Here is a 25,098-nt window from a genome sequence, read left to right on the forward strand (position 1 = left end):
GCATCAAGCGCAAGGGGTTTTTCCGGTTTTTGTCTTTCATTCATTCGTTCAATTTCTGAACATTTCGCGCGTTCCGTGTTCCAAAACAAAAATGTTTCTCCATTAATGCCCATAAATTCTCTCGTTAATTGCTCATTAATTCTGAACATTTCGCGCGTGTTGTATTCCAAAACCAATTAATGACTTTTTAATGAATAAATTCATGGACATTAATGTTCAAAAAGACGGTCCATTCGTCTTTCGTTCTTTGACTCTTTGTCTCTTCGACTCTTTGACTCTTTGACTCTTTGACTTCCCATGTCCTCCCAACGAAAAACACATGACAAACTTCAGCGCATCATGGGACGCACGCTGCGTCAGTATCCGCTGATTGAACCCGGTGACAAAATCTTGATTGCGCTCTCCGGCGGGAAAGACTCCCTCGCCTTGATGGACCTGCTCGGAGAAAGAATGAAAAGAAGCCAAGGTGGATTTGAACTGGCTGCCCTGCACGTCAGAATGCCACACGTGGGCTACAGCACCGACGCGGACTACCTGAAAAAACAAGCGGACAAATGGGGCATTCCGTTTCACCTCAAAGTGGCTTCCTTCTCACCGGACACCAACGAGAAACGGAGTCCCTGCTTCCTCTGCGCATGGAACAGAAGGAAAGTGCTCTTTGACGAAGCACAAAAAATGGGATTCCGAAAAATTGCCTTCGGACACCACCAAGATGACCTCATCCAAACAGCACTCCTCAACCTGACCTTTGCCGGAAGTTTCAACACCATGCCCGTCCTCCTGAAGATGAGGAAATTTGACATGACGCTCATCCGACCCATGGCTGCCATCCCGGAAAATCTGCTGAAAGAATGGGCGGCGCTGCAGAACTATCAACCTCTGATCAAAACCTGCCCACACGAAACTCAAGGGAATCGACTGAAAATGAAACAACTCGCGGAACAGATGGAACGACTGAACCCGGACTATCGACACAGCATCTGGCACGCCATGGAGAAAAGCGGGATACTCATCGAAGAAATGGCTGACCACGAAGAAACCTCTCTTTCATTTTGATTCCATAATTCTCAAATCCTCGTCTTTTCACCCTATTTTACAGAAAAAAGGGAAATCCTCTCAAAAAAAGTGAATCAGAGGATGGTCTCTTTCCCTAAATCTGCTAACTTTGCGGCAGTTTCAAGACAAGCCCCACGAAAGTTCGGCTCATTCATCATTCTATATTATTCTTAAAACATTTCTCTTATGAGCGGTAAACTCGCTAACACGGGATATATTTCGCAAATCATCGGCCCCGTGGTCGATGTGGCTTTTGACACAGAAGGCAAAGCAGCCGAAGAAGTGCTGCCTCGCATCCACGAGGCTCTGAAAGTGACTCACCCCGACGGAAGAACCATCACCCTCGAAGTGCAACAGCACATCGGAGAGGACACCGTCCGCACCGTGGCGATGGACAACACCGACGGACTGAGCCGAGGACTGAAAGCAGTCTGCTGCGGCGCACCCATCTCCATGCCTACCGGCGCACAAATCAAAGGACGAATGATGAACGTGACCGGAGACACCATCGATGGTCTGAAAAACTTGGACAGAACATCCGGCATGTATCCCATCCACCGCGAACCGCCTAAGTTCGAAGACCTGAAAACGGGTAGCGAGGTGCTCTTCACCGGCATCAAGGTGATTGACCTGCTCGAACCCTATGCCAAAGGCGGAAAAATCGGACTCTTCGGAGGTGCCGGCGTGGGTAAGACGGTGCTCATCATGGAACTCATCAACAACATCGCCAAAGGACACGACGGCTTCTCCGTCTTTGCCGGTGTGGGGGAACGTACACGCGAAGGAAACGACCTGCTCCGAGAAATGATTGAAAGCGGCGTCGTTCGCTATGGCAAAGCCTTCGAGGAAGCCATGGAACGCGGAGAATGGGACTTGTCAAAAGTGGATTACAACGAAGTGGAAAAGAGTCAAGCCACCCTCGTCTATGGACAGATGAACGAACCTCCCGGCGCACGTGCCTCCGTGGCTCTCTCCGGACTCTCCATCGCCGAGAGTTTCCGCGATGCCGGTGCCAAAGACGGCAAAACCGCAGACATCCTTTTCTTCATCGACAACATCTTCCGCTTCACACAGGCTGGTAGTGAGGTGTCCGCCTTGATGGGACGTATGCCCTCCGCCGTGGGCTATCAGCCTACACTCGCCAGCGAAATGGGTGCGATGCAGGAACGCATCACCTCCACCCGAAACGGCTCCATCACTTCTATCCAGGCAGTCTATGTGCCCGCCGACGACTTGACCGACCCGGCACCTGCCACCACCTTCACCCACTTGGATGCCACCACGGTGCTCAGCCGTAAAATCACGGAGTTGGGTATCTACCCCGCCGTGGATCCGCTGGAATCCACCTCCCGCATCCTTGACCCCAAGGTCATCGGAGAAGCACACTATCAATGTGCACAACGCGTGAAGCAAATCCTCCAAAAATACAAAGAACTTCAGGACATCATCGCCATCCTCGGCATGGACGAACTCTCTGAGGAAGACCGCATCACCGTGAACCGCGCTCGACGCGTGCAACGCTTCCTGAGCCAGCCGTTCACCGTTGCAGAGAAATTCACCGGCGTGGAAGGTGTCATGGTGCCCATCGAAGAGGTCATTCGCGGTTTCAACATGATTCTGGACGGCGAGGTGGACCACCTCCCCGAACAGGCATTCCTCAATGTCGGCACCATCGACGATGCCATCGAAAAGGGAAAGAAACTGCTGGCACAAGCCTAAGTCCTCTCTTGAGGGGTGTTCTAAAAATTAGGTTGAACTGGGTTTTGATTTCTTAAAGATGAACTTTTGTCAACGGAGAAAGAAGCATAGCGGACTATGTGACTGACGAAACTTTCAAAAGGACGTGCTAAGAAACGACTTACTCATATAAGACTCTACGACCAAAACATACAAACGCTTTCTTTTGAACGCTCCTTATCCCGTAATTTGTAGAACACACCTTGAATATAAACCACTGCGCGTGATATGATGAAAGTAAATATCGTCTCCCCCGAGAAGACCTTATATAAAGGAGAAACGGACAGCGTGATGCTTCCCGGAGAAATGGGACGCTTTGAGGTGTTGCAAAACCACGCCCCCATCATCTCCACCCTGACAGCAGGCGAAATTGTCTGCCGAGGAAGCGAAGACTTCCGCATCGAAATCAAAACGGGATTCGTGGAAGTGGAACACAACGTGGTTTCCATCTGCGTGGAAACGGCGTGAAACAAGAAGAACGGCTGAAAACTGATTCTCCGCTTCTCTTGAAAATTTCCCATCCTCCCATGAAAAAGGAAAACAAAACGCTTCTGCTCTTCTGGTCCATTGAGACCTTGCTCTACCTCCTGTCTGCCCCCCTGCTCTACTTCACAGACCTCGCTTTCGGAGGACAACAGGTCGCCATGCAACAGGTTCCGTTCATCATGATGGTGACACTCCTGTTCTTCATCATCGCCATCCTGACCTACACCCTGCACAGCCGGCTGGTGAAAAGCGGCGGAAAGAAAATCATGATGTTCTATCTTGCCAGCAAGGTCGGAAAACTCCTGCTGACGCTGACAATCTTGGTCATCTATGCCGTCGCCGTGAAAAACAACCTACTCTACTTCACCGCAAGTCTGGGATGGCTATACCTCATCGGACTCATCATCACGACGCTCTATTTCTCAGAATCAGAGAAACAACAAAAACAATCAAAATGAAGTTGAACATTCTCACACATTCACTCAGAATCATTGTCTTAGGCCTCCTTCTCTGCTTCTTCCCCTCACAAGGAAGATGCTCGGAAGCAGCTCAGGAAGAGGGCGGAATTGATGTGAAGGAAATCGTCCTGGGACACTTGAGCGATGCCTACGAATGGCACATCTGCTCCGTCAACGGACATCACGTGTCGATTCCCCTTCCTGTCATCGTTCAAAACCATGACGGAGAATGGTTCTTCTTCAGTTCTTCCGAATTCCACAAGAGCGGGGACAACACCTTCGGCGCTTTCTTCCTGAACCAGGAACAAAACGGCAAAATCTATGAAAAACTGCCTGACGGAACCGTTGAACGCCCCTTGGATCTGAGCATCACCAAAGACGTGGTGCAAATCTGGATTGTGGTTGTCCTCATGCTCTGCATCTTCCTCAGCACAGCAAAATGGTATAAGAAGAAAACACCCGACACACCTGCTCCCAACGGCTTTGTCGGACTGGTGGAAATGTTCGTCATGTCCATTTTGGACGACCTCATCAAGCCCTCAGTGGGAGAGAAACACTACCGCAAATATGCACCGTTCCTCCTGACCGCCTTCTTCTTCATCTTCATCACCAACCTTTTGGGACTCATCCCCATCTTCCCGGGCGGAGCAAACATCACCGGCAACATCAACATCACCTTCTTCCTTGCCATCTGCACCTTCTTGCTCATCAATCTTTTTGGCAACAAGGAATATTGGAAGGAAATCTTCTGGCCGCCCGTGCCAACTTGGCTGAAAGTGCCCGTGCCGATGATGCCGGTCATTGAACTCTTCGGCATCTTCACAAAGCCTTTCGCCCTGATGGTTCGTCTCTTCGCCAACATGATGGCAGGACACGCCATCATCCTCTCCATCACGTGCATCATCTTCATCACATTCCAGATGGGCATTGGCATCGGCGCCCCCATGACACTCGCCAGTCTGGTCATGATGATTTTCATGAACGCCTTGGAACTCTTGGTGGCATTCATCCAAGCCTACGTGTTCACCATGCTCAGCGCCGTGTTCATCGGCTTGGCTCACCCAGAACACCACGAGTGAAAGAAAAAGAAAACATCCTTACTGAAATCATTCAATAAATCACTTTAAAACATTCATTCTTATGTTATTACTCGCATTGTTAGAAGCAGCAGGTATTGCTAAATTAGGTGTTGGCCTCGGCGCAGGTATCGCAGCCATCGGTGCCGGTCTCGGAATTGGCAAAATTGGTAGCGCAGCCATGGAAGCCATTGCGCGTCAGCCGGAAGCAACGGGTGACATCCGCTCCAACATGATTATCATTGCAGCCCTCGTGGAAGGTGTGGCACTCTTCGCCGTGATTGTTTGCCTCCTCTGCTTGTTCATCTAATCTTTTTTCTCTCTATGCAGTCAATCAATCTGCCCTCTATTTTAACTCCGGATGCCGGTCTCCTCTTTTGGATGTTGCTGGCATTCCTCGTGGTCTTCTTCTTTGTGGCAAAGTTTGGGTTCCCCGTCATCATCAAGATGGTGGAAGAACGCAAAAACTACATTGACGAGGCTCTGGGGAAAGCACGCGAAGCCAACGAGAAACTGGCAGACATCCAACTGGAAAGCGAGCGAATGCTGAATGAAACACGCAACCAACAGGCTGAAATCCTCAAACAGGCAAAACAGTCCGGCGAAAACATCATCCAGCAAGCACGTGAAAAAGCACAAAACGAAAGTGCTGCCATGATGCAAGAGGCAAAAAAGCAGATTGAGGCAGAAAAAGAGAATGCACTTCGAGAAATTCGCCAAACTGTGGCTGACCTCTCCGTCATTATTGCAGAAAAAGTGGTGCGACAGCACCTTGCCGACCAAACTTCTCAACAACAACTCATCGAAAAACTCTTGGACGAAAGTCTGAAAGAGAACTGAGCACCGTCTGAAAACCCTGAAGACAATCTGAAAGAGAACCACTTCTCTGACAGATGATTGAGAAAAGTCGAGAAAGGAGGAGAACAAAACCACCTGTCTCCGAATTTCACTGCGAAGTACATTCATTCCCACACATTATTATATATATAATGGATTCTGGTATCATCTCCATGCGTTATGCCAAAGCACTTCTCTGCTTTGCCAAAGAAAACAAAGAAGAAGAGTTGGTCTATGCCGAAGTCAAAAATCTGGCTGAAGCATTCGTGGCTGTTCCCGACTTCAAGCGGGCTCTGCTGAACCCCATCCTCTCGGAAGAGAAGAAAAACAAACTCGTTCTTGCCGCTGCATGCAACGAAGCAAAACCCAGCCACGCTCTCGCACGCTTCACGAAACTCCTGCTGGAGAAGAAACGTGCGGAACAACTCCAACTGGTGGCTTTGACTTACGCTGACCTATACCGTAAAGAACAGGGAATCACTTTGGGACGCCTCACAGTGCCCTCCCCCATCTCAAAAGAGTTGAGGGAACATCTGCAAAAATGGATTGAGACAAAAGCACAATCCAAGGTTAGTCTTGAGGTCAAAGAGAACCCTGACATCATTGGAGGTTTCATCTTGGAATATAATAACCAACAATTTGATGCCAGCGTGAAAACTCAACTGAACAAAATCAGAAGAGCACTTCAATGACCTCCTGAAACCTCCAACCATCATCCATCATCTACAACAGCAACAAAGAAATGTCGAACAATATCAAACCCAGTGAAGTGAGCGAAGTCCTTCTTCGTGAACTCCGCAACACAGACAACGATGTCAAGTTTGAGGAAGTGGGAGTCGTGCTCTCCATCGGAGACGGCGTGGCTCACATCTACGGTCTGACCAACGTGACCGAGAACGAACTCATCGAATTTGACAACGGAGTGATGGCAGTGGCGATGAACCTCGAAGAGGACAATGTCGGTGCCGTGCTACTCGGCTCTTCCGAAGGCATCAAAGAAGGACAAAATGTGAAGCGAACCGGTAAAGTCGCATCCATTGAAGTCAGCCAGGAAATGCTGGGACGCGTCATTGACCCTCTGGGAAATCCGCTCGACGGTGGCAAAGCCATCGGCGGAAAAAAATATCTCATGCCCCTGGACCGCAAGGCACCGGGCGTGATTTATCGACAGCCCGTCACACAGTCCCTCCAAACCGGTCTGAAAAGCGTGGACTCCATGATTCCCATCGGACGAGGACAACGCGAACTCATCATCGGTGACCGACAAACCGGAAAGACTGCCATCGCCATCGACACCATCATCAACCAAAAGGATAACTACGCATCGGGAGACCCCGTCTATTGCATCTATGTCGCCATCGGTCAGAAAGCATCTACCGTGGCTGCCTTGGTGGAGACGCTGAGAAAAGCCGGCGCACTGGACTACACCGTGGTGGTCAGCGCCACCGCCGGAGCACCCGCCGCCATGCAATACTACGCACCCTTTGCCGGAGCTGCCATCGGCGAGTTCTTCCGCGACCGCGGACAGCACGCGCTCGTGGTCTATGATGACCTTTCAAAACAGGCAGTGGCATATCGAGAAGTGTCCCTGATTCTCCGCCGCCCCTCCGGACGTGAAGCCTACCCCGGCGATGTCTTCTATCTCCACTCCCGCCTGCTGGAACGCGCAGCAAAAATCAACAACCAGCAAGAGGTGGCAGAGAAAATGAACGACCTGCCCGAATGTCTGAAGGGAGAAGTGAAGGGCGGAGGCTCGCTCACCGCACTTCCCATCATTGAAACACAAGCCGGTGACGTTTCTGCCTATATCCCCACCAACGTGATTTCCATCACCGACGGTCAGATTTACTTGGACACCAACCTCTTCAACCAGGGCTTCCGTCCCGCCATTGACGTCGGCATCTCCGTGAGCCGTGTCGGTGGTTCTGCACAAATCAAGAGCATGAAGAAGGTCGCAGGTACGCTGAAGATTGACCAGGCACAGTATCGAGAACTGGAAGCCTTTGCCAAATTTGCTTCCGACATGGATGCTGTGACAGCCATGACCATTGACCGAGGAAGAAAGAACAACAAACTGCTCATTCAGGCACAGTACAGCCCGATGCCCGTGGCAGAACAAGTTGCCATCCTCTATTGCGGAACGAAAGGACTCCTCCGAAACATCCCGCTCGAAAAGGTGGAAGACTTCCAAGAGCACTTCCTTCAAACAGTGCGCACCCATCACGCCGACACCATCCTCGCACCCCTGGCTGCAGGAAACCTTTCACCCGAAGTGTCTGCACTGATCGAGAAGGTGGCAGCAGAAACCAGCCAAATGCTGGTGGCAGCACAATGAGCAAAAGTTTCTTCAGTGGTGTTCTAAAAATTAGGTTGAGTTGATTTTTCTTTTGAACGTTCCTTACCCGTAATTTATAGAACACCCCTTCAATAAAAACAGCACCCTCTAACTCTTTAAATACGCCTCATGGCATCACTCAAAGAAGTTAAAAACCGCATTGCCTCTGTCAAAAACACTCGCAAAATCACGAGTGCGATGAAGATGGTTGCCTCCTCCAAGTTGCACCACGCTTGTGCGGCAATTGAGAGCATGCGGCCGTATGCCTCAAGACTGGAGCAGATTCTTCTGCGCTTCAACAACGCCTCGGAAGGAAGCATTGAAAATCCTTTTGCCGTGGAGAAGAAAGAGGTGAAAAAGGTCTCCATCGTCCTGTTCACTTCCAACTCCTCGCTCTGCGGTGCTTTCAATGCCAACGTCATCCGAGCCTTCCAGAAGAAAGTGGCTCACTTCCGGGAACAGGGCATTGAAGTCGAACAGGTCTTTCCCATCGGAAAGAAGGCAGCAGAAGCGGTGAAAAAAATGGGGTTCGAACTGAAGGAAGACTTTTCCGACATGCTGGACCACCCCTCCTACAAGAAAGCATCCGCACTCGCCATCCAACTGATGGAACTCTTCTCCAAAGATGAAACAGACCAAATTGAGCTCATCTACCATCACTTCAAGAGTGCAGGGTCACAGGTCTTGATTGAGGAAACCTATCTCCCGGCGTCAGAATCTTCTGTCACCGAAAGCGAAGCCGAAACTGCCGCGCCGCAGACTTCTTCTGACTTCATCATTGAGCCGAATGCGGAGACCGTGGCTGCCAAACTGATTCCTCTCTCGCTCCATCTCAAAATCTACACCGCCCTACTCGACAGTCTCGCAAGTGAACATGCAGCACGCGTGATTGCCATGCAAACCGCCACCGACAACGCTGACGACTTGCTGCAGCAACTCAACCTCACCTACAACAAGACACGTCAGCAAGCCATCACGGCTGAACTGCTGGACATCGTTGGTGGAAGCATGCAATAAAAACGAACTCCTTTTTAGTAATATGAAAATAATAAGTTGCGTCAGATTTGAATGACATTTTCGAGGTTAGATTTTCACCCGAAGAAGGAGCATAGCCGTAGCTATGTGACTGATGAGGGAGGAAATATGGACCGAAAAGATTTTCAAAGATGATGCAGGTTATTTTTTGAGGATTACTTAACACCAATCATCTCAACCATGTGACGGAAAATTCCGTCGCATGGTTTTGGAGTTTTCTAAGAATTAGGTTGAATTGAGTTTTGATTTCTTAGAGAATAGTTCCCTTTAGTAATATGAAAATAATAAGTTGCGTCAGATTTGAATTAGATTTTCGAGGTCAGATTTTCACCCGAAGAAGGAGCATAGCGGGCTATGTGACTGATGAGGGAGGAAATATGGACCGAAAAGATTTTCAAAGATGATGCAGGTTATTTTTTGAGGATTACTTAGTAATCATTTTAGAACCTCGCCAACATGAGAAGAAAGAATCCTACACTCTTTTCCTTTTTGACCGTGCTCCTGCTGCTCTCGCTCTGTCCACTCAAAGCTTGGGCACTGATTCCGGAGGTGCCAACCTACGTGGGAAAATATCGGTTGAAGTTAGTGACTTCCGAAAGCGAAATCAGCGCGGACAAAAACTATGTCATTCTTCAACAATCCACGAAAGATGGGAATCTCTATGCGATGAACCAGACCTTCAGAACCACAGGTGCTAAAAAATTGCTGTGTGACAACCTCACCACCAACCCGGAGAAGTTGGACGAAGACAATTTGTTTGTCATCAGTTCCTACTCAAGCAATAAGGCCTATCTATTAGCAGCGAAGAACAAACCTAACACTTATTATATCGGGGAAAGCAACAATTTTACAACGAAAAACTACAAGAGCGATGGCGCCGTTTGGACTTTCAACACGAAAAAAGTGCCGGGGGCGGTTGTTTTGTATGACAAAAAGCAAGAGAAAATTTTAGGTTATAGTATTATCGATAATTACTATAGTCTCTACAGTCCCACAAGCATGGACGACACAAACTATAGTTGTGCGCTCATCTACGAAGCAGAAGAGTGTCGCGAGCAAGTGGGCACGATTGTCGTCGGAACCAAGGAAGGCTACGGCACTTTCTTCAGTGACAATGCCTACGTCATGCCCAACGGACTCTGCGGCTACGCTGTCACCGAAGCCAACAACAACAGTAAGACGCTGACCATCTCGCCCGTCTATCCAGCCGGAAGCACCGTGCCCGCACAAACTGCCTTGCTTGTGAAAGGAGAACAGGGAAGTTATGCCGCATTTACCCCCATCACCACAGAAGCGGCAGCACAAAGCCAAAAATCCGCCAGCGCAAACAATCTGCTCTACGGAACATCCACCGATGCCTTCACCACTGCGCCCACAGAGGAGGCTTATTATTTCTACAAACTCTACTATCTCAACTCCGTGGATGGAGAGAACAGCAACTTAGGGTTCTATTGGGGACAAGAATCCGGCGGTCCTTTCACCAATGCAGCCAACAAAGCCTACATGGCAATCAAACAAAGCGATGCACTGCAAATCGTGGGCTTTGCCCTACCCTATCAAGGAATCACCGGCATGAGTTCCATCACCGCAGAACCCGAAACCCGACTGAACGACGGCAAGACCTACACACTCTCCGGCACACTCGTGACCACAGACAGCGAAGGGAAACTGCCCGCCGGAATCTACATCCGAAACGGACGAAAAGTGCTCATTTCCAAGTAAGTTTTTCTCTCAGACCTCTCAGAAATGAAGAAAAGATATATTGCTCCCCACAGCAGCATGATGCTGTTTTCCCCCGAAAGTCATCTCCTTTCGATTTCCGGCGAAGAGGAAGTGATTTTCGGAAACCAATACTCTGACAACGCTGCCACGCAACAATTCTCCAACAAGCGCGGCAATTCCACCCTTTGGGCAGACATGGAAGAATAAGTCACACCCAAACCCAAAAAGAATGAAACACTATGATGTTTGCATGACCATTGCCGGCTCCGACCCCTCAGGCGGAGCCGGCATTGTGGCAGACCTGAACACTTTCCACCGTCTGGGGTGCTACGGTCAAGCCGTCATCACCTCCATCACCATTCAAAACTCTTTGGGGGTCGCCGACAACCACCCTCTGCCGCCAGAACAGGTGGAGGCACAAATCAACGTGGTCATGGAAGACCTCATGCCCGCCGCCGTGAAAATCGGAATGGTCAGCAGCGCCCCCATCGTCGAAGCCATCTGTCGCTCCCTGGATGCTCACGCCCCGCGCTTTGTCGTCGCAGACCCGGTCATGATTTCTTCCTCCGGCTTCCCACTCACCAACTTGGAAGCCATGAAAACCGTGATGCCAAGCCTCATCCGCCGCATCCGTCTGCTCACCCCCAACATCCCCGAAGCACAGTTCCTGACCGGAAGCGACACCACCGATGCTTCCAAACTCGTGCACCTCATGAGCGAACGCCATCCCGAGACCTCCATCCTCGTGAAAGGCGGTCACAGTCCCGAAGGGGTCACAGACTGGCTCTACGATGCAAAAGAAAAGAACTTCGCTTCTTTCCACGGCAACCGAGTGGAAACCCGCAACAACCACGGCACCGGCTGTGTGCTCTCCTCCGCCATTGCAGCCTACACGGCAAAAGGACTTTCTTTGACCGAGGCTGTCGGAAAGGCAAAAACCTTCCTTCAACAAGCCTTGGAGAAAGGGGCAGACTATGATGCCGGAAAAGGACACGGCGGCAGTTTCCTTTTGTAAGTCAGAACTACGTGTGCTTCCCCAAAACCTGCTTTTTTCCCCTCAAAACCAAGTTTCAGACAGAAGAACACCCCTCAACCCATTCTTCCCACCTTTCAAACAAAGAAAAGTCGTCAGAAAACCCTCTGTTTCCCCGCAGTTCACTAATTTTGCAGTCAGAAAGGGACACGGGAAGAAACACAAACCCTCCCTTTATTTCTACATTTGAATCACCAAAATTGAATTTAAGCATGAAAGCATTCGTATTTCCCGGTCAGGGCGCACAGTTTGTAGGTATGGGTAAAGACCTTTATGAAAAGCACCCCATTGCCAAGCAACATTTTGAACAAGCCAACGAAATTCTCGGCTTCCGCATCACAGACATCATGTTCTCCGGAACGGACGAAGAGTTGAAGCAGACGAAAGTCACTCAACCCGCCATGTTCCTCCACAGCGTGGTGAGCGCCCTCTGTCTGGGTTCCGCTTTTGAACCCGCAATGGTTGCCGGTCACTCTTTGGGCGAACTCTCCGCCCTCACCGCCGCCCGCTGCCTCAACTTTGAGGACGGTTTGAAGTTAGTGGCTGCCCGCGCCATTGCCATGCAGAAAGCCTGTGAGGCACGCCCCGGCACCATGGCTGCCATCATCGCCCTCGCTGATGAGAAAGTGGAAGAAGTCTGCGCCGCCGTGCGTGAAGAAAGCGGAAAGGTGGTGGTTCCTGCCAACTACAACTGCCCCGGTCAACTCGTCATCTCCGGCGAAGCAGAAGCCATCGACATCGCTTGCCAGCGTCTCAAAGAAGCAGGTGCGAAACGTGCACTCGTCCTCCCCGTCAGCGGTGCCTTCCACTCTCCCTTGATGCTCCCCGCACAAGAAGAACTGGAAAAAGCCATCGCAGCCACCGAGTTCCACACTCCCGTCTGCCCCGTCTATCAGAACGTGGACGCTAAACCCCACACCGACCCCGAGGAAATCAAGGCGAACCTCATCGCTCAACTCACTGCCTCCGTGCGCTGGACGGAAGAAGTGCAAAACATGGTGGCTGACGGAGCCACAAGCTTCACAGAATGCGGACCCGGCAAAACCCTCCAAGGAATGATTGCCAAAATCTGCAAAGGAAACGAGAACGTCTCCATTCACGGCGTCAATGACTGAAAACTAAATCCAAAAACCAAACAAAGGGGCTGCGTCAAAGCATCATCGCCAAAGACGCAGCCCCTGCAACGTAACAAAAAAGCCTCGGAGAAAAAGATATGCGCCCCGTCATCTATCAAATCTTCACACGCCTCTACGGCAACAAAACAAAAAACAACAAACCCAACGGAACGCTCCAGGAGAACGGTTCCGCAAAAATGAACGACATCACGGCGACCAAACTCCAAAGAATCTCACGCATGGGATTCACGCACGTCTGGTTCACAGGACTCATCGAACACGCCACACAGACGGACCACACCGCCTTCGGAATCAGCAAAGACCATCCCGCCGTGGTCAAAGGAAAAGCAGGCTCGCCCTACGCCATCAAGGACTACTATGACATCGACCCGGACCTCGCCGTCAGCGTCCCCGACAGAATGAAGGAGTTCAAAGCGCTCCTCAACCGAACTCACAAGGCGGGACTGAAAATGGTCATCGACTTCGTCCCCAATCACGTCGCCAGACACTACCACAGTGACGCCGCCCCCAAAGGCGTGGAAGACCTCGGCGAAAAAGACGACACCACAAAAGGCTTTGACCCACAAAACAACTTCTACTATCTCCCGGGACAGCAACTCCGCACCGACTTCGCCCGTTCCGCCGCACAAGCCGAACCCTACGTCGAACTGCCCGCAAAAGCCACCGGAAACGACTGCTTTAACGCTTCCCCCTCAAGAAATGACTGGTATGAAACGGTGAAGTTGAACTATGGCATTGACTATCAAGGCGGACGCACCACCCACTTCTCCCCCACTCCCTCCACCTGGAAAAAGATGACGGACATCTTGCTCTTCTGGGCAGAAAAAGGGGTTGATGCCTTCCGCTGCGACATGGCGGAGATGGTGCCCACAGCTTTCTGGAGCCACGCCGTGGCTGCCGTGAAGAAAGAACATCCCGACGTGCTTTTCATTGGAGAGGTATATAACCCGGCGCAATACCGCGACTACCTCGCCGCCGGCTTTGACTACCTTTATGACAAGGTCGGACTCTATGACACCCTGCGAGCCATTGTTTGCGGAAACGCCTCCGCTTCCTGCATCACCTCCTGCTGGCAGGCGACTGATGACATCAAGGAACACATGCTTCATTTCCTTGAAAACCACGATGAACAACGAATCGCTTCTGCCTATTTTGCAGGAAACGCAGAGAAGGCAAAACCGGCGTTGGCTGCAGGAGCACTGATGAGTCCGGGAGCCTACATGGTCTATGCCGGACAGGAAATCGGAGAAGCAGGCATGGATGCGGAAGGATTCAGCGGAAACGATGGCAGAACCACCATTTTTGACTACTGGAATCCTGCCTCCCTGCAAAAACTCACCGCTCCCGCCTTTGAGAAAAAACTCACCCCGGAAGAGGCTGCCCTCTATGACTACTATCAAAAAATCCTCACGCTCTGCAACAGCCGAAAGGCGTTTGAACAGGGTGGATTCTTTGATTTACAATATGCTAACTACGGAAGAGACTACGGCTACAACTGCGACCGTCAATACTCCTTCCTTCGTCATTTCGGCCGTGAGGTCTATCTCGTCGCCGTCAATTTCGACCCCGCCTCCGTGCAGGTTGGCATCAAAATTCCGTCCCACGCTTTTGACGTCTTGAAACTCCGCGAGGGAACGAAATCTGCCGTCAGCGTCATGACGGAAGAGACCGTCACCGTTGAACTGCGCCCCGACGCTCCGCTCTACGTGCAGTTGCCTGCCTACGGCGTGACCGTCCTGAGGCTCTGACATACGGCATCCATCTCCTCTCTCCTCACCTTTCGCCTTATTCAGGGGACTATGAATCCGGAGGGAGTTGATTCTTGATTCCTTGAAGCGGGTCATGTGACTGACGAAACCTTATAAAAGGGCGCACTAAGAAGCCTACCCGTAAGTTAACTTTTTCCTTTGAACGCTCCTTATGCCCTATTTTATAGAACACACCCTTATTTAGCACACACCCTTCCACACATGAAAACTCTCATCGCCGACAGCGGCAGCACCAAAACCGACTGGGCACTCGTGGAGAACGGCAACGTCGCTCTGCGCGTCAAAACACAAGGCATGAATCCTCTGGTCATGACCGAGGATGTGATTCTTCGTTTGTTGCGTGACGAACTTCTGCCCGCACTCTCTGACCGACCGGAGCGCGTGGAGTTTTTTGGAGCGGGCTGTCGTGGGAAGGGTTTGGAACGAATGAAAGCGACGCAGCAAGAGGTGTTCGGACCTGCTTGCAGCGTCAGCGTACATTCTGATTTGGAAGGTGCAGCCGTGGCTCTGTTTGGCAAAACGGAGGGCATCGCCTGCATTCTCGGCACGGGCAGCAACAGTGGCGTTTGGGACGGCAAAACCTTGGTGGCAAACACACCGTCGATGGGCTATGTCCTGGGCGACGAAGGCGGAGGAGTCTCTCTCGGACGCCGACTGCTCAGCGACGTCTGCAAGCAACAGATGCCCGAGACGCTTTCCCGCACTTTCTGGTCGGAAAGCGGTCTCTCCGTGGATGAGATTATTGAACAGGTTTATCGCGGCGCGACTCCCAATCGTTTCCTTGCCTCCCACGCTCCTTTTCTTCTTGCCCACCGCCGCGAGCCCGCTATCGCGAACTTGCTGGCGGAGGAGTTTGAGCGTTTCTTCCGCCGCAACGTGTGTGTCTATGCCCGCCCCGACCTTCCCGTTTCGTTTGTCGGCGGCATCGCCTGTGCCTTCCGCGAGGAAGTGGAGGCAGCCGCCCGTCGCTGCGGATTGCAACCCGGGCAGTTCCTGCAAGCCCCGATGGAAGGTCTCGTCTCACGGTTCTGAAACAGCGTTCGGCAGAACAAGGCTCGTCTCCGAGCTCATCGTTGGGGGCTTGTGGAACAAGCTTACCTTGTATAGCCCATTGCGGTATGCTGTTTTTTTAATTGCTTTCCTGTCATTTTGCTATAAATAAATGGTTTATTGCAATAAGTTCCGGCTTTGGTTGTCTTCCAATACCTTCATCTGCTGGATGGCAATCTGATTCAACTTAATCAATCGTTCGCTTTGGGGCAAGCCTTGGTCAATGAACACGGCATTGAGGTTCTCCATGTTTGACAGGCAAATCAACTCATTGATAGTGGCATAGTCACGGATGTTGCCTTTCTTGTCTGCATTCGCCTCCCGCCATTGTTTGGCAGTCATGCCGAACATCGCTACGTTGAGCACATCAGCCTCATTAGCATAAATGATGCTTGCCTGCTGGGGAGTAACCTCTTCAGGAATGATGTTGCGCTTGATGGCATCAGTGTGTATGCGGTAGTTGATTTTTGAGAGTTCCCGCTTGGCAGACCAACCTAACTGCTTTAGTTCTTCCTCTTTTAGGCGTTGGAATTCTTTAACTATGTATATCTTAAACTCAGGACTTATCCACATTGCAAACTCAAAAGCAATATCTTTATGAGCATATGTTCCACCATATCGCCCGGCTTTAGCTTGCAAAGAAATTGCATTAGTGCGTTCTACAAATTCTTTCACACTGATTTTAAATCTATTGAGACCAGCCTGACTTTTAATTGTGGCGAATTCGCCATAATTAAAGGAAGGGTTATAGACTTTTTCCCATATCCCTATGAACTCAAGTGTGTTTCTATTGCGAAGCCAATCTGTTACAAAGAAATCGCCATCCTTTGCTCTTATCATATCTGTCAGGCAGATATAATCTTCTCCGTTTATTCTTGTAACGGTGACTTCTGTATCTTGAACTTTAATTTTTGTCATACTAATAAGTTACTTAACTTGTTTGTCTGTGATGTCTTAAGCTCCTCAAATTCGGTGAAATCAGGAAGAGGATTGTGTAGTGTCAATTTGTATAATCTTTCTTTTATTCAAATAGGTCAAGCATCGCTTGACGAATCTGCATCACCAATAATCTCGGTTTAGAATAAAGTCTTTTTGCTCACCTCATTTACAAGGTGGGCAGAATATTGCTTTCTGAATATCAGTAGATGGAATAATCATAAATACAAGTGTCTTACTGCGACTCTTCCATATTGATTTCTATTCATGAACATGAATGTTTCAAAAAAGGGTGCGCTAAGAAATATCCCACCCTCAGTGGCTAAAAAGGAAGAGGCCGCGCCGTAAATCTTAATTACGACACAGCCTCTTCTTTTTTGTGGGCACTGAGGGATTCGAACCCCCGACCCTCTGCTTGTAAGGCAGACGCTCTGAACCAACTGAGCTAAGTGCCCTTCTTTTCTCGAAAGCGGTGCAAAAGTAGGCATTTCCCTCCAACCCTGCAAACTTTCTGCATCTTTTTTCGCGAAAAGACGTGTTTTTCCTGTTTCTTGACCCCAAGTTTGGCGTTTACGCCCCTTTTTGAGCAGCCAAAGAGGGACGGAAGCCGGACTCCATGCTTGACTTTCTCGTCACTCCTGCATTCACATCTCGTCACTCCTGCGTGCGCATCTCGTCACTTCTACGTGCGCATCTCGTCACTTCTACGCGACGATTTGTTACTTACCGCCGTGCCGCGGTAAGTTTACCGTCGTGCCGCGGTAAGTGACGACTCGGCGGGAAAGAGTGACAAGTCGACGCGCAGTTTTACTTAGGAGCGCACCTAAGTGAAATTAGGAGAAGGCCGCTCCAAAAATCCAACAATTTTGACCCATTTTTCGGCGATTCGACATTAACATTTTTAACTTATCGGAACACTTTTCGCCTCCCAATTTTGCCTACTCGTCGCATAATTTTACTTTGCCTTCCTCTAATTAAAATTAGAAGAAGGGAAATTAAAATTAGAGGAAGGCAAATTTTTCCCGGATGCGCTCCTAAAATCGCCGTTTTTAAAGGGAAAGTGACGAAAAAATGGGGAGCCGAGGCTCCTCCCATATCTCTATACAAATATAATACATTTCGTCGCCAAAAGCAAGAAGTGTTAAAACCGAAAAAGGGCGTTGGGTGTGGAAAAAATTGGAGGCTTTGAAGGAAAGATAACCCCCTTTTCTCGGTAGAGGTGCATGCCGTCTCCCAATTATGGTACGCCGACTTACTCACAGTATAGCCTTCCAGGCTAAGCTCCTCCCTCCCTCTCTTCCACTCTTCCTCTCTTTGTCTCTTTGACTCTTTGACTCTTTGTCTCTTTGACTCTCAGTGTAGGGTTTTATGGTTGCAGTGTAGGGTTTTGTGTATAGTTTGTGTAGGGTTTGGAGCACAAACTATACACTACGCAACGCGCTAATTATCAGCAATATTACAAACAGAATGTAGGTTTTTGTGTATAGTTTGTATAGTTTTTTGTTCGCCTTTTATTTACGTATAGTGTAGGGTGAAATGAACCTACATGGGTTGCCGCGCTTATACTGGTTGAGCGTACAAAAATTTTGCAGAATGAACAAGGCGGTCACAGGAAACCCATGACCGCCATCGTTACATGCAATTCCAATGCTCTACTCTTTCAGAGAAGCGAGAAAAAGTCTCATTCAGCGCTTTCCCACACGTTGAAAGTCTTCTCGGCGTTGACGACGTATTTGGTCACGCCGCTGCCGAGCAGTTGGTAAGTCACCTTACCGTTGTTGTCAGAGAAGTTGGTTGTGTAGCCGGTGCCGTGTGCCTGCGACCAGTTCAACGTTTGTCCGTAGGTGCGATATTCTCCCTTGAAAGTCACTTTGAACGAGCCAGCCTGCAATGCGACGAGCGTGTCTGTCGGGTTGGCAAATTCGTAACTGCTATAAATGACTTCCTGAGGGTTCTTGCTGACCTGCGTGAAACAGTCGGTGCGGTTGAGCGTCCAGGTGTAGGTGGTCTTGTCGAGCAAATTTCCAAACGCGGACTGTTTGACGGTGATGACAAACTTGTCCCCGACTCTGACGGTGGCGGGGTCTGCGCCCAAAGACTTAAACTCAATGTCTGCCACGGTGGGAGGCACGGACTGATACTTTGGATTGTTCAAATCTTCACTGCAAGAAGCGAGCAGCGCACTGCCGCCAAGCAAGATGACGAGGAGGAAAGAGGGAACGTATTTCATATTCATATTTACTTTCATAAAAGAGCAATAATTCACTGATTTTCCGAATGATTCAAAGGAGTAGAAGTACTCAACTCGGTGCACTCAAAAACGTTTCAGACACTGATAAAGACGTTGCACGGGAAGCCCGACCACGTTGAAATAGCTGCCTCGGAGTTCTTCGACGGCGACCAGTCCAATCCAGTCTTGAATGCCATAGGCACCGGCTTTGTCAAAGGGGAGGAAGTTTTCGACATAGTAGTCAATTTCGCTTTCATCCAGCTCCGCGAAGCGAACGTGGGAAGTGACAGCGAAACTTTCGGTGCGCTCAAACGTTGTGATGGTGACACCGGTGATGACCTGGTGCATTTTTCCCGAAAGGGTGCGCAACATGGCTTTAGCCTCTTCAGCATTGTGAGGCTTTCCCATGACTTCCCCGTCCAGACTGACGATGGTGTCAGCGGTGATGAGCAGTTCGTTCTCTCCCATTGAAGAACGATAGGCTTGGGCTTTGATTCGGGAAATGTAGTTCACGATGTCCTCTCCGCGCAGCGAGGAGGGATAGTGCTCGTCAATGCCGAACAAAGTTCTGATTTTGAAGGGTATGCCCAATCTTTGCAGCAGTTCTTTCCGCCTTGGAGAGTTGCTTGCGAGAATTATTTGATATTTACTTAAGTTTTCCAGCATAGCGTTTTTCTTCTGAGTTTGGTGATTCTTAGATTAGTTTGAAACGCATAGTATAGGTTTGTGTTTCTCTCACGCTTTGGTGTGCGACGTTTTGTTTGTCAAAGTGTTCTCCCTCCCCGGTTTCTGATTTTGCAGACAGCATTCACCAGCCAAAGGCTTCGGCGTCACCCATCCACTTGTCCTGCGCTCTGAGAACCTGCTCGACCACATCACGGACACAGCCATATCCACCGGCAAAGGGACTGACGTAGCGTGAGATTTGTTTGATTTCTTCGGCAGCGTCGGCAGGACAGCAGGGGAGTCCGCAGCGCGTCATGACCTCATAGTCGGGAATGTCGTCGCCCATGTAGAGCACCTCCTCGGGTTGCAGCCCCTCGGAGAGCATCCATTCTTCAAAGCACGTGATTTTGACCGACACGCCGGTGAAAACGTGGGACATGCCCAAGCCTCTGTAGCGTGCTCTGACGGCTTCGCTTCTTCCCCCCGTGATGATGGCAAGTTCAAAACCGCGTTTGACGGCAAGTTGCAACGCATAGCCGTCCTTGATGTTTGCCGTGCGCGAAGGCTGTGAGGCGCCTTCAGTCAGCCAAACGCAGTTCGCGCTCAGCACTCCGTCCACGTCAAAAGCCATGGCTTTGATTTTGGTGAGGTCGTAGTCTATCATTATTGTTTTCTTTTAGGGCAAGAGTAGGCGGTGATGTATTTTGAGGAGTGTTCTTTAATTTATGGAACCAGACTTCGGGTAGTTCAGCGACCGTCGTCAGCATCTTGTTTCCGACGGACAATGCTTTGACTCATGAGGCGATAGATTTCCTTCATCGTCTCGTGCTCCCCGAGCCATTCAATTTGTTTTGCCATGACTTTTCGGTCGTTCCGCGCCGCAGGACCGGTCTGTGCGTCGCAGGGAGCGAGGTGGTGAATCTTTCGGGCGGTCTCGTCAATCAGCGGCGCCAACCAAGCGGGGTCTGCATCTGCCTCCTCCATGAGTTGAAACGCGAGATCATAGCAGTGATTCACGAAGTTGCAAGCGAAGACGGCAGCAAGATGCAGTTTCTTTCTTCTCTCTGAATCCAACGGCTGCACACGATTTGAAAGTGCGCGTGCCAAGGCTGTCACCTCTTCCAACGCCGACTCGTCGCTGCCTTCGACAAACAAAGGAACCTCACGACGAAAATCAACGTCCCGACTGCGGCTCAACGTCTGAAGAGGATAGAGCACGGCACTGCGCGATGCGAGCCCCTCAAAGACTTGCAGGGAGACACTGCCGGCAGTGTGAATCCAAAGCGGCGAAGGAACTCCGACTGTTCGTTCCTCTCCCACACTCTCTGCTGCATTCATCGCTTGTCGCACCGCCAAATGGTGAGACAATCGCGCAGCCACCTCTGAAAGGGCATCGTCACTCAAACAAAAGAGATAGATGGCAGCTGCAGGCAACTCTTCAAGGCGAGTCGTGGAAAGACAAGATCCGCCGGGAACAAGCGCAGCCAAACGCTGTGCACGAGAGAGTTCCCTGCCAAAGACGCCCACCACACGAAACCCGTTTCGCACCAAAGCGGAGGTCAGCCTCGTGGCAACGTTGCCCGTGCCGAGCAGGCAGATGGGCATGGCTTGAAGGGATGAAATGTCAGTTTTCGCCAAGTTTTGATGTTTATTGTTGCTTGCAAAAATACGGCAACCGAACGTGATAAGCAAACTTCCCCCATTCTTTTTCGTTTCCTTTTGGTTTGTCTCGATAATCAGCGGGAAGCAACAACCGCAGTTTTCTGTCCTTCGGGCAATGCGCCTTCTCAAGTTTTTCAAGAGAAGAGTGGCAATTCAGCATCGTTTTTCGCCTGTCTGCACGGCTCATTTTTTACCCCTAAAAGAAAAAAGACTGGCTGTCTCACGACAACCAATCTTCAACTAACCTTAAATCTAATACCATGAAAAACATTGCAAAAGTACGGGTGCAAGGGAGTCTGTGCAAGTTTTCCCCAAGGAAATCGCAAATGTTTGACACATTTTTCAACTTTTCTCGCCGTTTTGACAACCGCAGTTTTGAAAAGAAGTACAGTTTTTCATCTCACTATTCTCCAATTTGAGAGAAGAAACTATCGGTTTGAGAGCGTAATTGCTTCAAAAAGGTTAGTGAAGATCGATGGCGAAGGTGGTGCCGACGCCCGGCTCGCTGGATTTGACGTAGATGCGTCCGCTGTGGTATTTGCTGATGATGCGACGCGCCAAGGAGAGACCAAGCCCCCACCCTCTTTGTTTGGTGGTGAAGCCGGGGCGAAAAACGGTTTTGAAATGTTTGCGGGGAATTCCCTTTCCCGTGTCAGTGAACTCAATGTGAGCACCCGTTGCGACGGCACTGAGACGAATCGTGATGCTGCCCTGACCGTGCATGGCATCCACGGCGTTGCGGCAGAGATTTTCAATGACCCACTCAAACAAAGGAGCATTGATGCGAACGGGAAGGGGATGGGGCGGCGGAACGACGGTGATGCAGACTTTCTTGGAGGTGCGGCGATCCATGTAGTTCGCCACTCTGGTCACCACGGGACAAAGGTCTTGAACGGTGAGTTCCGGTGCGGAACCTATCTTGGAAAAACGTTCGGCAATGAGTTGAAGACGCTGCACGTCGTTTGCCATCTCCGGCAGAAGTTCATCCTCGGGATAGGTTTCGCGAAGCACCTCTATCCAAGCCATGATGGAAGAAATGGGAGTGCCAAGCTGGTGAGCGGTCTCGCGAGACAAACCCACCCAAACTCGATTCTGCTCCGCACGCTTGAAAGCCATCAAAGCCATGAAGGCGATGACCACAAAAACAAAAACGATGGAAAGCTGGACGTAAGGGAAAAGAGAAAGACGGTGAAGCAGCACGGATTCCTCATAGTGCACACAAAGAGAATCATGAGGGATTTCCACCTTCATGCTGTCGCCTTCCTGACAAATGCGCTGCAATTGGGAACGAAGAATCTGAAGCGAATCACTGCCCTGCGGCGCATTGGAAAGATTCCTCCAAGCGAGCACATTGTCTTGAGAATCAGTGACGATGACGGGGATGGTGTGATTGCTGTTGATGACTTTCAACACAAGATTCAGGTCGGTCGTTTCGTCTGCCACCGTCAGCGAGCGCATGGCTTCAGCCCACACTTCCATCTTGGAAACTTCCTCCGCATAGAGGTCGCGGATGAGCGTGTGGGAATAGATGAGCGAAGCGCCGGCAATGATGATGGCACCGCAAATGAAGAATATCTTCAGTTTCCTGATTCTTTCTGAAAGTATGTTCACGGTTCACGTGACGCCGAAGGCGCGAGTTTCAGGGTTCAAGTTTTGAGGTTCGAGGCAACGCCAAGACCGACGCTAAAGAATCTGCTTGTTGATGCTATTGATGTAGTTCAACACTTCTTCGCGTCCAAGTGCTTTGGCACTGCTGGTGATGAAACAGGGCGGCAGTTCATCCCACTCCTCAGCAAGTGCGTCGTGGAACTTCTGCACGTTTTGCTTCAGCTGCAACGGTTTGGATTTGTCCGCCTTGGTGAAGACAATGGCGAAAGGCACCTGATTTTCACCGAGGAAGTGCACGAACTCAAGGTCTATCTTTTGCGGCTCCAAGCGGGAATCTATCAGGACAAAAAGACAGGTCAGTTGCTCACGCTCAGTGATGTAGGAGGAAATCAAGTGATTGAACTTCTCGATGTCACGTTTGCTTCGCTTGGCGTAGCCGTAGCCCGGAAGGTCCACGATATACCATTGTTCGTTCACGGAGAAATGATTGATGAGCATCGTTTTTCCCGGTGTGGAAGAGGTCATTGCTAAGCCTTTTCGTCCGGTCAGCATGTTGATGAGACTGCTTTTCCCGACATTACTGCGACCGATGAAGGCATACTCCGGCTTGCCATCCATGGGACATTGAGAAAGCTTACTACTGCTGGTGACGAACTGGGAAGATTTGATTTCCATGCGTGAAAGATTAAGAAAGAGAGGTGGAAATAAGTCAGAAAAAACAAAAAGAGCAGAGGTAAACACTCAAACAAGTGATTCACCTTCTGCTCTTTAGATTTTTATTACGTGCAAAGTGAGTGAGAAAATTACTTCACTTTTGCTACGATAGCCTTGAATGCTTCAGGATTGTTGACAGCAAGGTCGGCAAGCACTTTGCGGTTGATTTCGATTCCTGCTTTGTGGAGATTGCCCATGAGCTGTGAATAGGAAAGACCTTCCAGACGAGCGGCAGCGTTGATTCGCTGAATCCAGAGAGCGCGGAAGGTGCGCTTTTTGTTGCGACGGTCACGGAAAGCGTAGGTTAAACCCTTTTCCCAAGTGTTTTTGGCAACGGTCCAAACGTTTTTGCGGGCTCCGTAGTAACCGCGAGTTAATTTAAGAATGCGCTTGCGTTTTGCTCTTGAAGCGACGTGATTGACTGATCTTGGCATTTTTGTGATTTCTTTTTGGAAGTTAGCGCCGCACTTTCTTCTTGTGGCGGACTTTCATGCTAAGCATCCGGTTTGACTTTTGTTGTTTGAAAGAAAAACGTCCTGTCTTTATCGATTAACGAAGGCAGAGCAATTCACGAACCTGACGAGTGTTGGTGCGATCCACAACAACCACGTGGTCGAGGTTGCGTTTCTGCTTCTTGGTTTTCTTCGTCAGAATGTGGCTGTGGTAAGCGTGACGTCTCTTAATCTTACCTGTTCCGGTGAGCGCGAAGCGTTTCTTTGCACCGGAATTAGTCTTAACTTTTGGCATTTTCTTTTATTGAATTAGGATGTTTATAAAAAGCTGCGGCTGCGTGAGATACCGAACGCAACGCGCAAGCCGGTTTCTTTTTTGTTTTCTTCGCCGTAGTGTTTTCTCAACGACACCGGCGTTTTCAGAAGTCTTCTCCTTCCACTTTGGGACCGAGATATTCTTTCTTTGCCTTCACCTGCGGAGCCTTTTTGACCACCTGCGGTTGCGCCTCAACGCTTTCCGTCTGAGTGGCACCTCCCTCGGTTTTCTTGGCAGCGGTCTTCTTGGGGGAAATGAAAAGAATCATTCGCTTGCCTTCCAGAACAGGCATTTGCTCAACTTTGCCATACTCTTCTAGGTCATTTGCGAAACGGAGGAGGAGGACTTCTCCTTGTTCTTTGAAGAGGATGGAACGACCGCGGAAGAAGACGTAGGCTTTCACCTTGTCGCCCTGTGCAAGGAACTCCTTGGCATGTTTCAGTTTGAAATTGTAGTCGTGTTCGTCGGTTTGGGGTCCGAAACGGATTTCTTTGACTTCAATTTTCACTTGTTTTGCCTTCAGCTCCTTTTGTCTCTTTTTTTGCTGATAGAGAAACTTGGAGTAGTTGATGAGGCGGCACACAGGGGGAACTGCATTGGGAGAGATTTCCACCAAATCCACGCCTTTTTGCTGTGCAAGTTGAAGGGCCTCACGGGTGGGCAAAACTTCTGATTCAATGTCGTCTCCGACGATACGCACCTCGCGGCATCTGATTTGTTCGTTGATGCGATGCTGAGGTTTGTTGTTGTTTTTGTCAGGGCGATTTCTCTGAGGTGCTGGCAT

At 49.9% G+C, this 25,098-nt stretch carries 27 protein-coding genes and 1 tRNA gene; 16 read left to right on the forward strand and 12 right to left on the reverse strand.

Translation table 11 applies throughout. The features are described from left to right. Positions 1–297: 297 nt before the first annotated feature. The 16 genes from I6E40_RS04730 (at position 298) to I6E40_RS04805 (ending at position 15,712) form a co-directional block, all read left to right on the forward strand. Positions 298–1,056, forward strand: coding sequence for an adenine nucleotide alpha hydrolase family protein (locus tag I6E40_RS04730; protein WP_235385754.1), 759 nt, complete (start codon positions 298–300; stop codon positions 1,054–1,056). Positions 1,057–1,242: 186 nt separating this feature from the next. Continuing rightward, positions 1,243–2,775 carry a F0F1 ATP synthase subunit beta gene (atpD, locus tag I6E40_RS04735; RefSeq protein WP_235385755.1) on the forward strand — a complete coding sequence of 511 codons (1,533 nt, stop codon included), beginning with the start codon at positions 1,243–1,245 and terminating at the stop codon, positions 2,773–2,775. Between the two features lie 246 nt (positions 2,776–3,021). Then, positions 3,022–3,261, forward strand: a complete 240-nt coding sequence (gene atpC / locus I6E40_RS04740; RefSeq protein ID WP_235385756.1) for an ATP synthase F1 subunit epsilon — start codon at positions 3,022–3,024, stop codon at positions 3,259–3,261. Positions 3,262–3,320: 59 nt separating this feature from the next. Further along, positions 3,321–3,737 carry a hypothetical protein gene (locus I6E40_RS04745; protein ID WP_235385757.1) on the forward strand — a complete coding sequence of 139 codons (417 nt, stop codon included), beginning with the start codon at positions 3,321–3,323 and terminating at the stop codon, positions 3,735–3,737. Continuing rightward, positions 3,734–4,816, forward strand: coding sequence for a F0F1 ATP synthase subunit A (atpB, locus tag I6E40_RS04750; protein WP_235385758.1), 1,083 nt, complete (start codon positions 3,734–3,736; stop codon positions 4,814–4,816). Before I6E40_RS04745 ends, atpB begins: the two co-directional genes overlap by 4 nt. A 61-nt stretch (positions 4,817–4,877) precedes the next feature. Continuing rightward, positions 4,878–5,123: an ATP synthase F0 subunit C gene (atpE, locus tag I6E40_RS04755; RefSeq protein ID WP_235385759.1), complete on the forward strand. Its 246-nt coding sequence runs from the start codon at positions 4,878–4,880 to the stop codon at positions 5,121–5,123. A gap of 14 nt (positions 5,124–5,137) precedes the next feature. Beyond that, positions 5,138–5,653, forward strand: a complete 516-nt coding sequence (gene atpF / locus I6E40_RS04760; RefSeq protein ID WP_235385760.1) for a F0F1 ATP synthase subunit B — start codon at positions 5,138–5,140, stop codon at positions 5,651–5,653. A 149-nt stretch (positions 5,654–5,802) separates the two neighbouring features. After that, entirely contained in the window at positions 5,803–6,342 is a 540-nt protein-coding gene (locus tag I6E40_RS04765) for a F0F1 ATP synthase subunit delta (RefSeq protein WP_235385761.1), read from the forward strand. A gap of 50 nt (positions 6,343–6,392) precedes the next feature. Next, a complete protein-coding gene (gene atpA / locus I6E40_RS04770) occupies positions 6,393–7,985 on the forward strand; it encodes a F0F1 ATP synthase subunit alpha (RefSeq protein WP_235385762.1) in 1,593 nt (530 codons plus the stop codon). A 129-nt stretch (positions 7,986–8,114) separates the two neighbouring features. Next, a complete protein-coding gene (locus I6E40_RS04775) occupies positions 8,115–9,002 on the forward strand; it encodes a F0F1 ATP synthase subunit gamma (RefSeq protein WP_235385763.1) in 888 nt (295 codons plus the stop codon). A gap of 474 nt (positions 9,003–9,476) precedes the next feature. Next, the gene (locus tag I6E40_RS04780; RefSeq protein ID WP_235385764.1) at positions 9,477–10,742 is read left to right on the forward strand and encodes a hypothetical protein; all 1,266 of its coding nucleotides are present in this window, start codon (positions 9,477–9,479) and stop codon (positions 10,740–10,742) included. 24 nt (positions 10,743–10,766) lie between these two features. After that, the gene (locus tag I6E40_RS04785) at positions 10,767–10,949 is read left to right on the forward strand and encodes a hypothetical protein (RefSeq protein ID WP_235385765.1); all 183 of its coding nucleotides are present in this window, start codon (positions 10,767–10,769) and stop codon (positions 10,947–10,949) included. A 22-nt stretch (positions 10,950–10,971) separates the two neighbouring features. Further along, positions 10,972–11,757 carry a bifunctional hydroxymethylpyrimidine kinase/phosphomethylpyrimidine kinase gene (gene thiD, locus I6E40_RS04790; RefSeq protein ID WP_235385766.1) on the forward strand — a complete coding sequence of 262 codons (786 nt, stop codon included), beginning with the start codon at positions 10,972–10,974 and terminating at the stop codon, positions 11,755–11,757. Between the two features lie 230 nt (positions 11,758–11,987). Next, the gene (gene fabD / locus I6E40_RS04795; protein WP_235385767.1) at positions 11,988–12,890 is read left to right on the forward strand and encodes an ACP S-malonyltransferase; all 903 of its coding nucleotides are present in this window, start codon (positions 11,988–11,990) and stop codon (positions 12,888–12,890) included. A gap of 98 nt (positions 12,891–12,988) precedes the next feature. After that, positions 12,989–14,659 carry an alpha-amylase family glycosyl hydrolase gene (locus I6E40_RS04800; protein ID WP_235385768.1) on the forward strand — a complete coding sequence of 557 codons (1,671 nt, stop codon included), beginning with the start codon at positions 12,989–12,991 and terminating at the stop codon, positions 14,657–14,659. Positions 14,660–14,881: 222 nt separating this feature from the next. Continuing rightward, entirely contained in the window at positions 14,882–15,712 is an 831-nt protein-coding gene (locus I6E40_RS04805) for an ATPase (RefSeq protein WP_235385769.1), read from the forward strand. A 135-nt stretch (positions 15,713–15,847) separates the two neighbouring features. On the opposite strand, the gene I6E40_RS04810 is transcribed toward I6E40_RS04805, so the two are convergent. The 12 genes from I6E40_RS04810 to infC all read right to left on the reverse strand — a co-directional run bounded on the left by I6E40_RS04810 (position 15,848) and on the right by infC (position 25,098). Next, positions 15,848–16,648 carry a KilA-N domain-containing protein gene (locus I6E40_RS04810; protein ID WP_235385770.1) on the reverse strand — a complete coding sequence of 267 codons (801 nt, stop codon included), beginning with the start codon at positions 16,646–16,648 and terminating at the stop codon, positions 15,848–15,850. Positions 16,649–17,046: 398 nt separating this feature from the next. Further along, positions 17,047–17,121 (reverse strand) — tRNA-Val (locus I6E40_RS04815). Positions 17,122–18,347: 1,226 nt separating this feature from the next. Beyond that, positions 18,348–18,896, reverse strand: a complete 549-nt coding sequence (locus I6E40_RS04820; RefSeq protein WP_235385771.1) for a hypothetical protein — start codon at positions 18,894–18,896, stop codon at positions 18,348–18,350. Between the two features lie 84 nt (positions 18,897–18,980). Then, on the reverse strand, positions 18,981–19,562 hold the full coding sequence (locus I6E40_RS04825; protein WP_235385772.1) for a Maf-like protein: 582 nt from the start codon (positions 19,560–19,562) through the stop codon (positions 18,981–18,983). 142 nt (positions 19,563–19,704) lie between these two features. Then, positions 19,705–20,226 (reverse strand): KdsC family phosphatase, encoded by a 522-nt coding sequence (locus I6E40_RS04830; RefSeq protein WP_235385773.1) that lies wholly within the window; start codon positions 20,224–20,226, stop codon positions 19,705–19,707. Between the two features lie 83 nt (positions 20,227–20,309). Then, positions 20,310–21,200: a Rossmann-like and DUF2520 domain-containing protein gene (locus I6E40_RS04835; RefSeq protein ID WP_235385774.1), complete on the reverse strand. Its 891-nt coding sequence runs from the start codon at positions 21,198–21,200 to the stop codon at positions 20,310–20,312. 10 nt (positions 21,201–21,210) lie between these two features. Beyond that, a complete protein-coding gene (locus tag I6E40_RS04840) occupies positions 21,211–21,411 on the reverse strand; it encodes a hypothetical protein (protein ID WP_235385775.1) in 201 nt (66 codons plus the stop codon). Positions 21,412–21,686: 275 nt separating this feature from the next. Further along, a complete protein-coding gene (locus tag I6E40_RS04845; RefSeq protein ID WP_235385776.1) occupies positions 21,687–22,835 on the reverse strand; it encodes a sensor histidine kinase in 1,149 nt (382 codons plus the stop codon). Positions 22,836–22,907: 72 nt separating this feature from the next. Next, positions 22,908–23,507, reverse strand: coding sequence for a ribosome biogenesis GTP-binding protein YihA/YsxC (yihA, locus tag I6E40_RS04850; RefSeq protein WP_235385777.1), 600 nt, complete (start codon positions 23,505–23,507; stop codon positions 22,908–22,910). A 128-nt stretch (positions 23,508–23,635) separates the two neighbouring features. Then, positions 23,636–23,980, reverse strand: coding sequence for a 50S ribosomal protein L20 (gene rplT, locus I6E40_RS04855; protein WP_235385778.1), 345 nt, complete (start codon positions 23,978–23,980; stop codon positions 23,636–23,638). Positions 23,981–24,095: 115 nt separating this feature from the next. Then, positions 24,096–24,293: a 50S ribosomal protein L35 gene (gene rpmI, locus I6E40_RS04860; RefSeq protein ID WP_235385779.1), complete on the reverse strand. Its 198-nt coding sequence runs from the start codon at positions 24,291–24,293 to the stop codon at positions 24,096–24,098. A gap of 124 nt (positions 24,294–24,417) precedes the next feature. Further along, positions 24,418–25,098, reverse strand: a complete 681-nt coding sequence (gene infC / locus I6E40_RS04865; protein WP_235385780.1) for a translation initiation factor IF-3 — start codon at positions 25,096–25,098, stop codon at positions 24,418–24,420.

The organism is Prevotellamassilia timonensis (assembly GCF_021531665.1).
In the GTDB taxonomy this organism is placed as follows: Bacteria; Bacteroidota; Bacteroidia; order Bacteroidales; family Bacteroidaceae; genus Alloprevotella.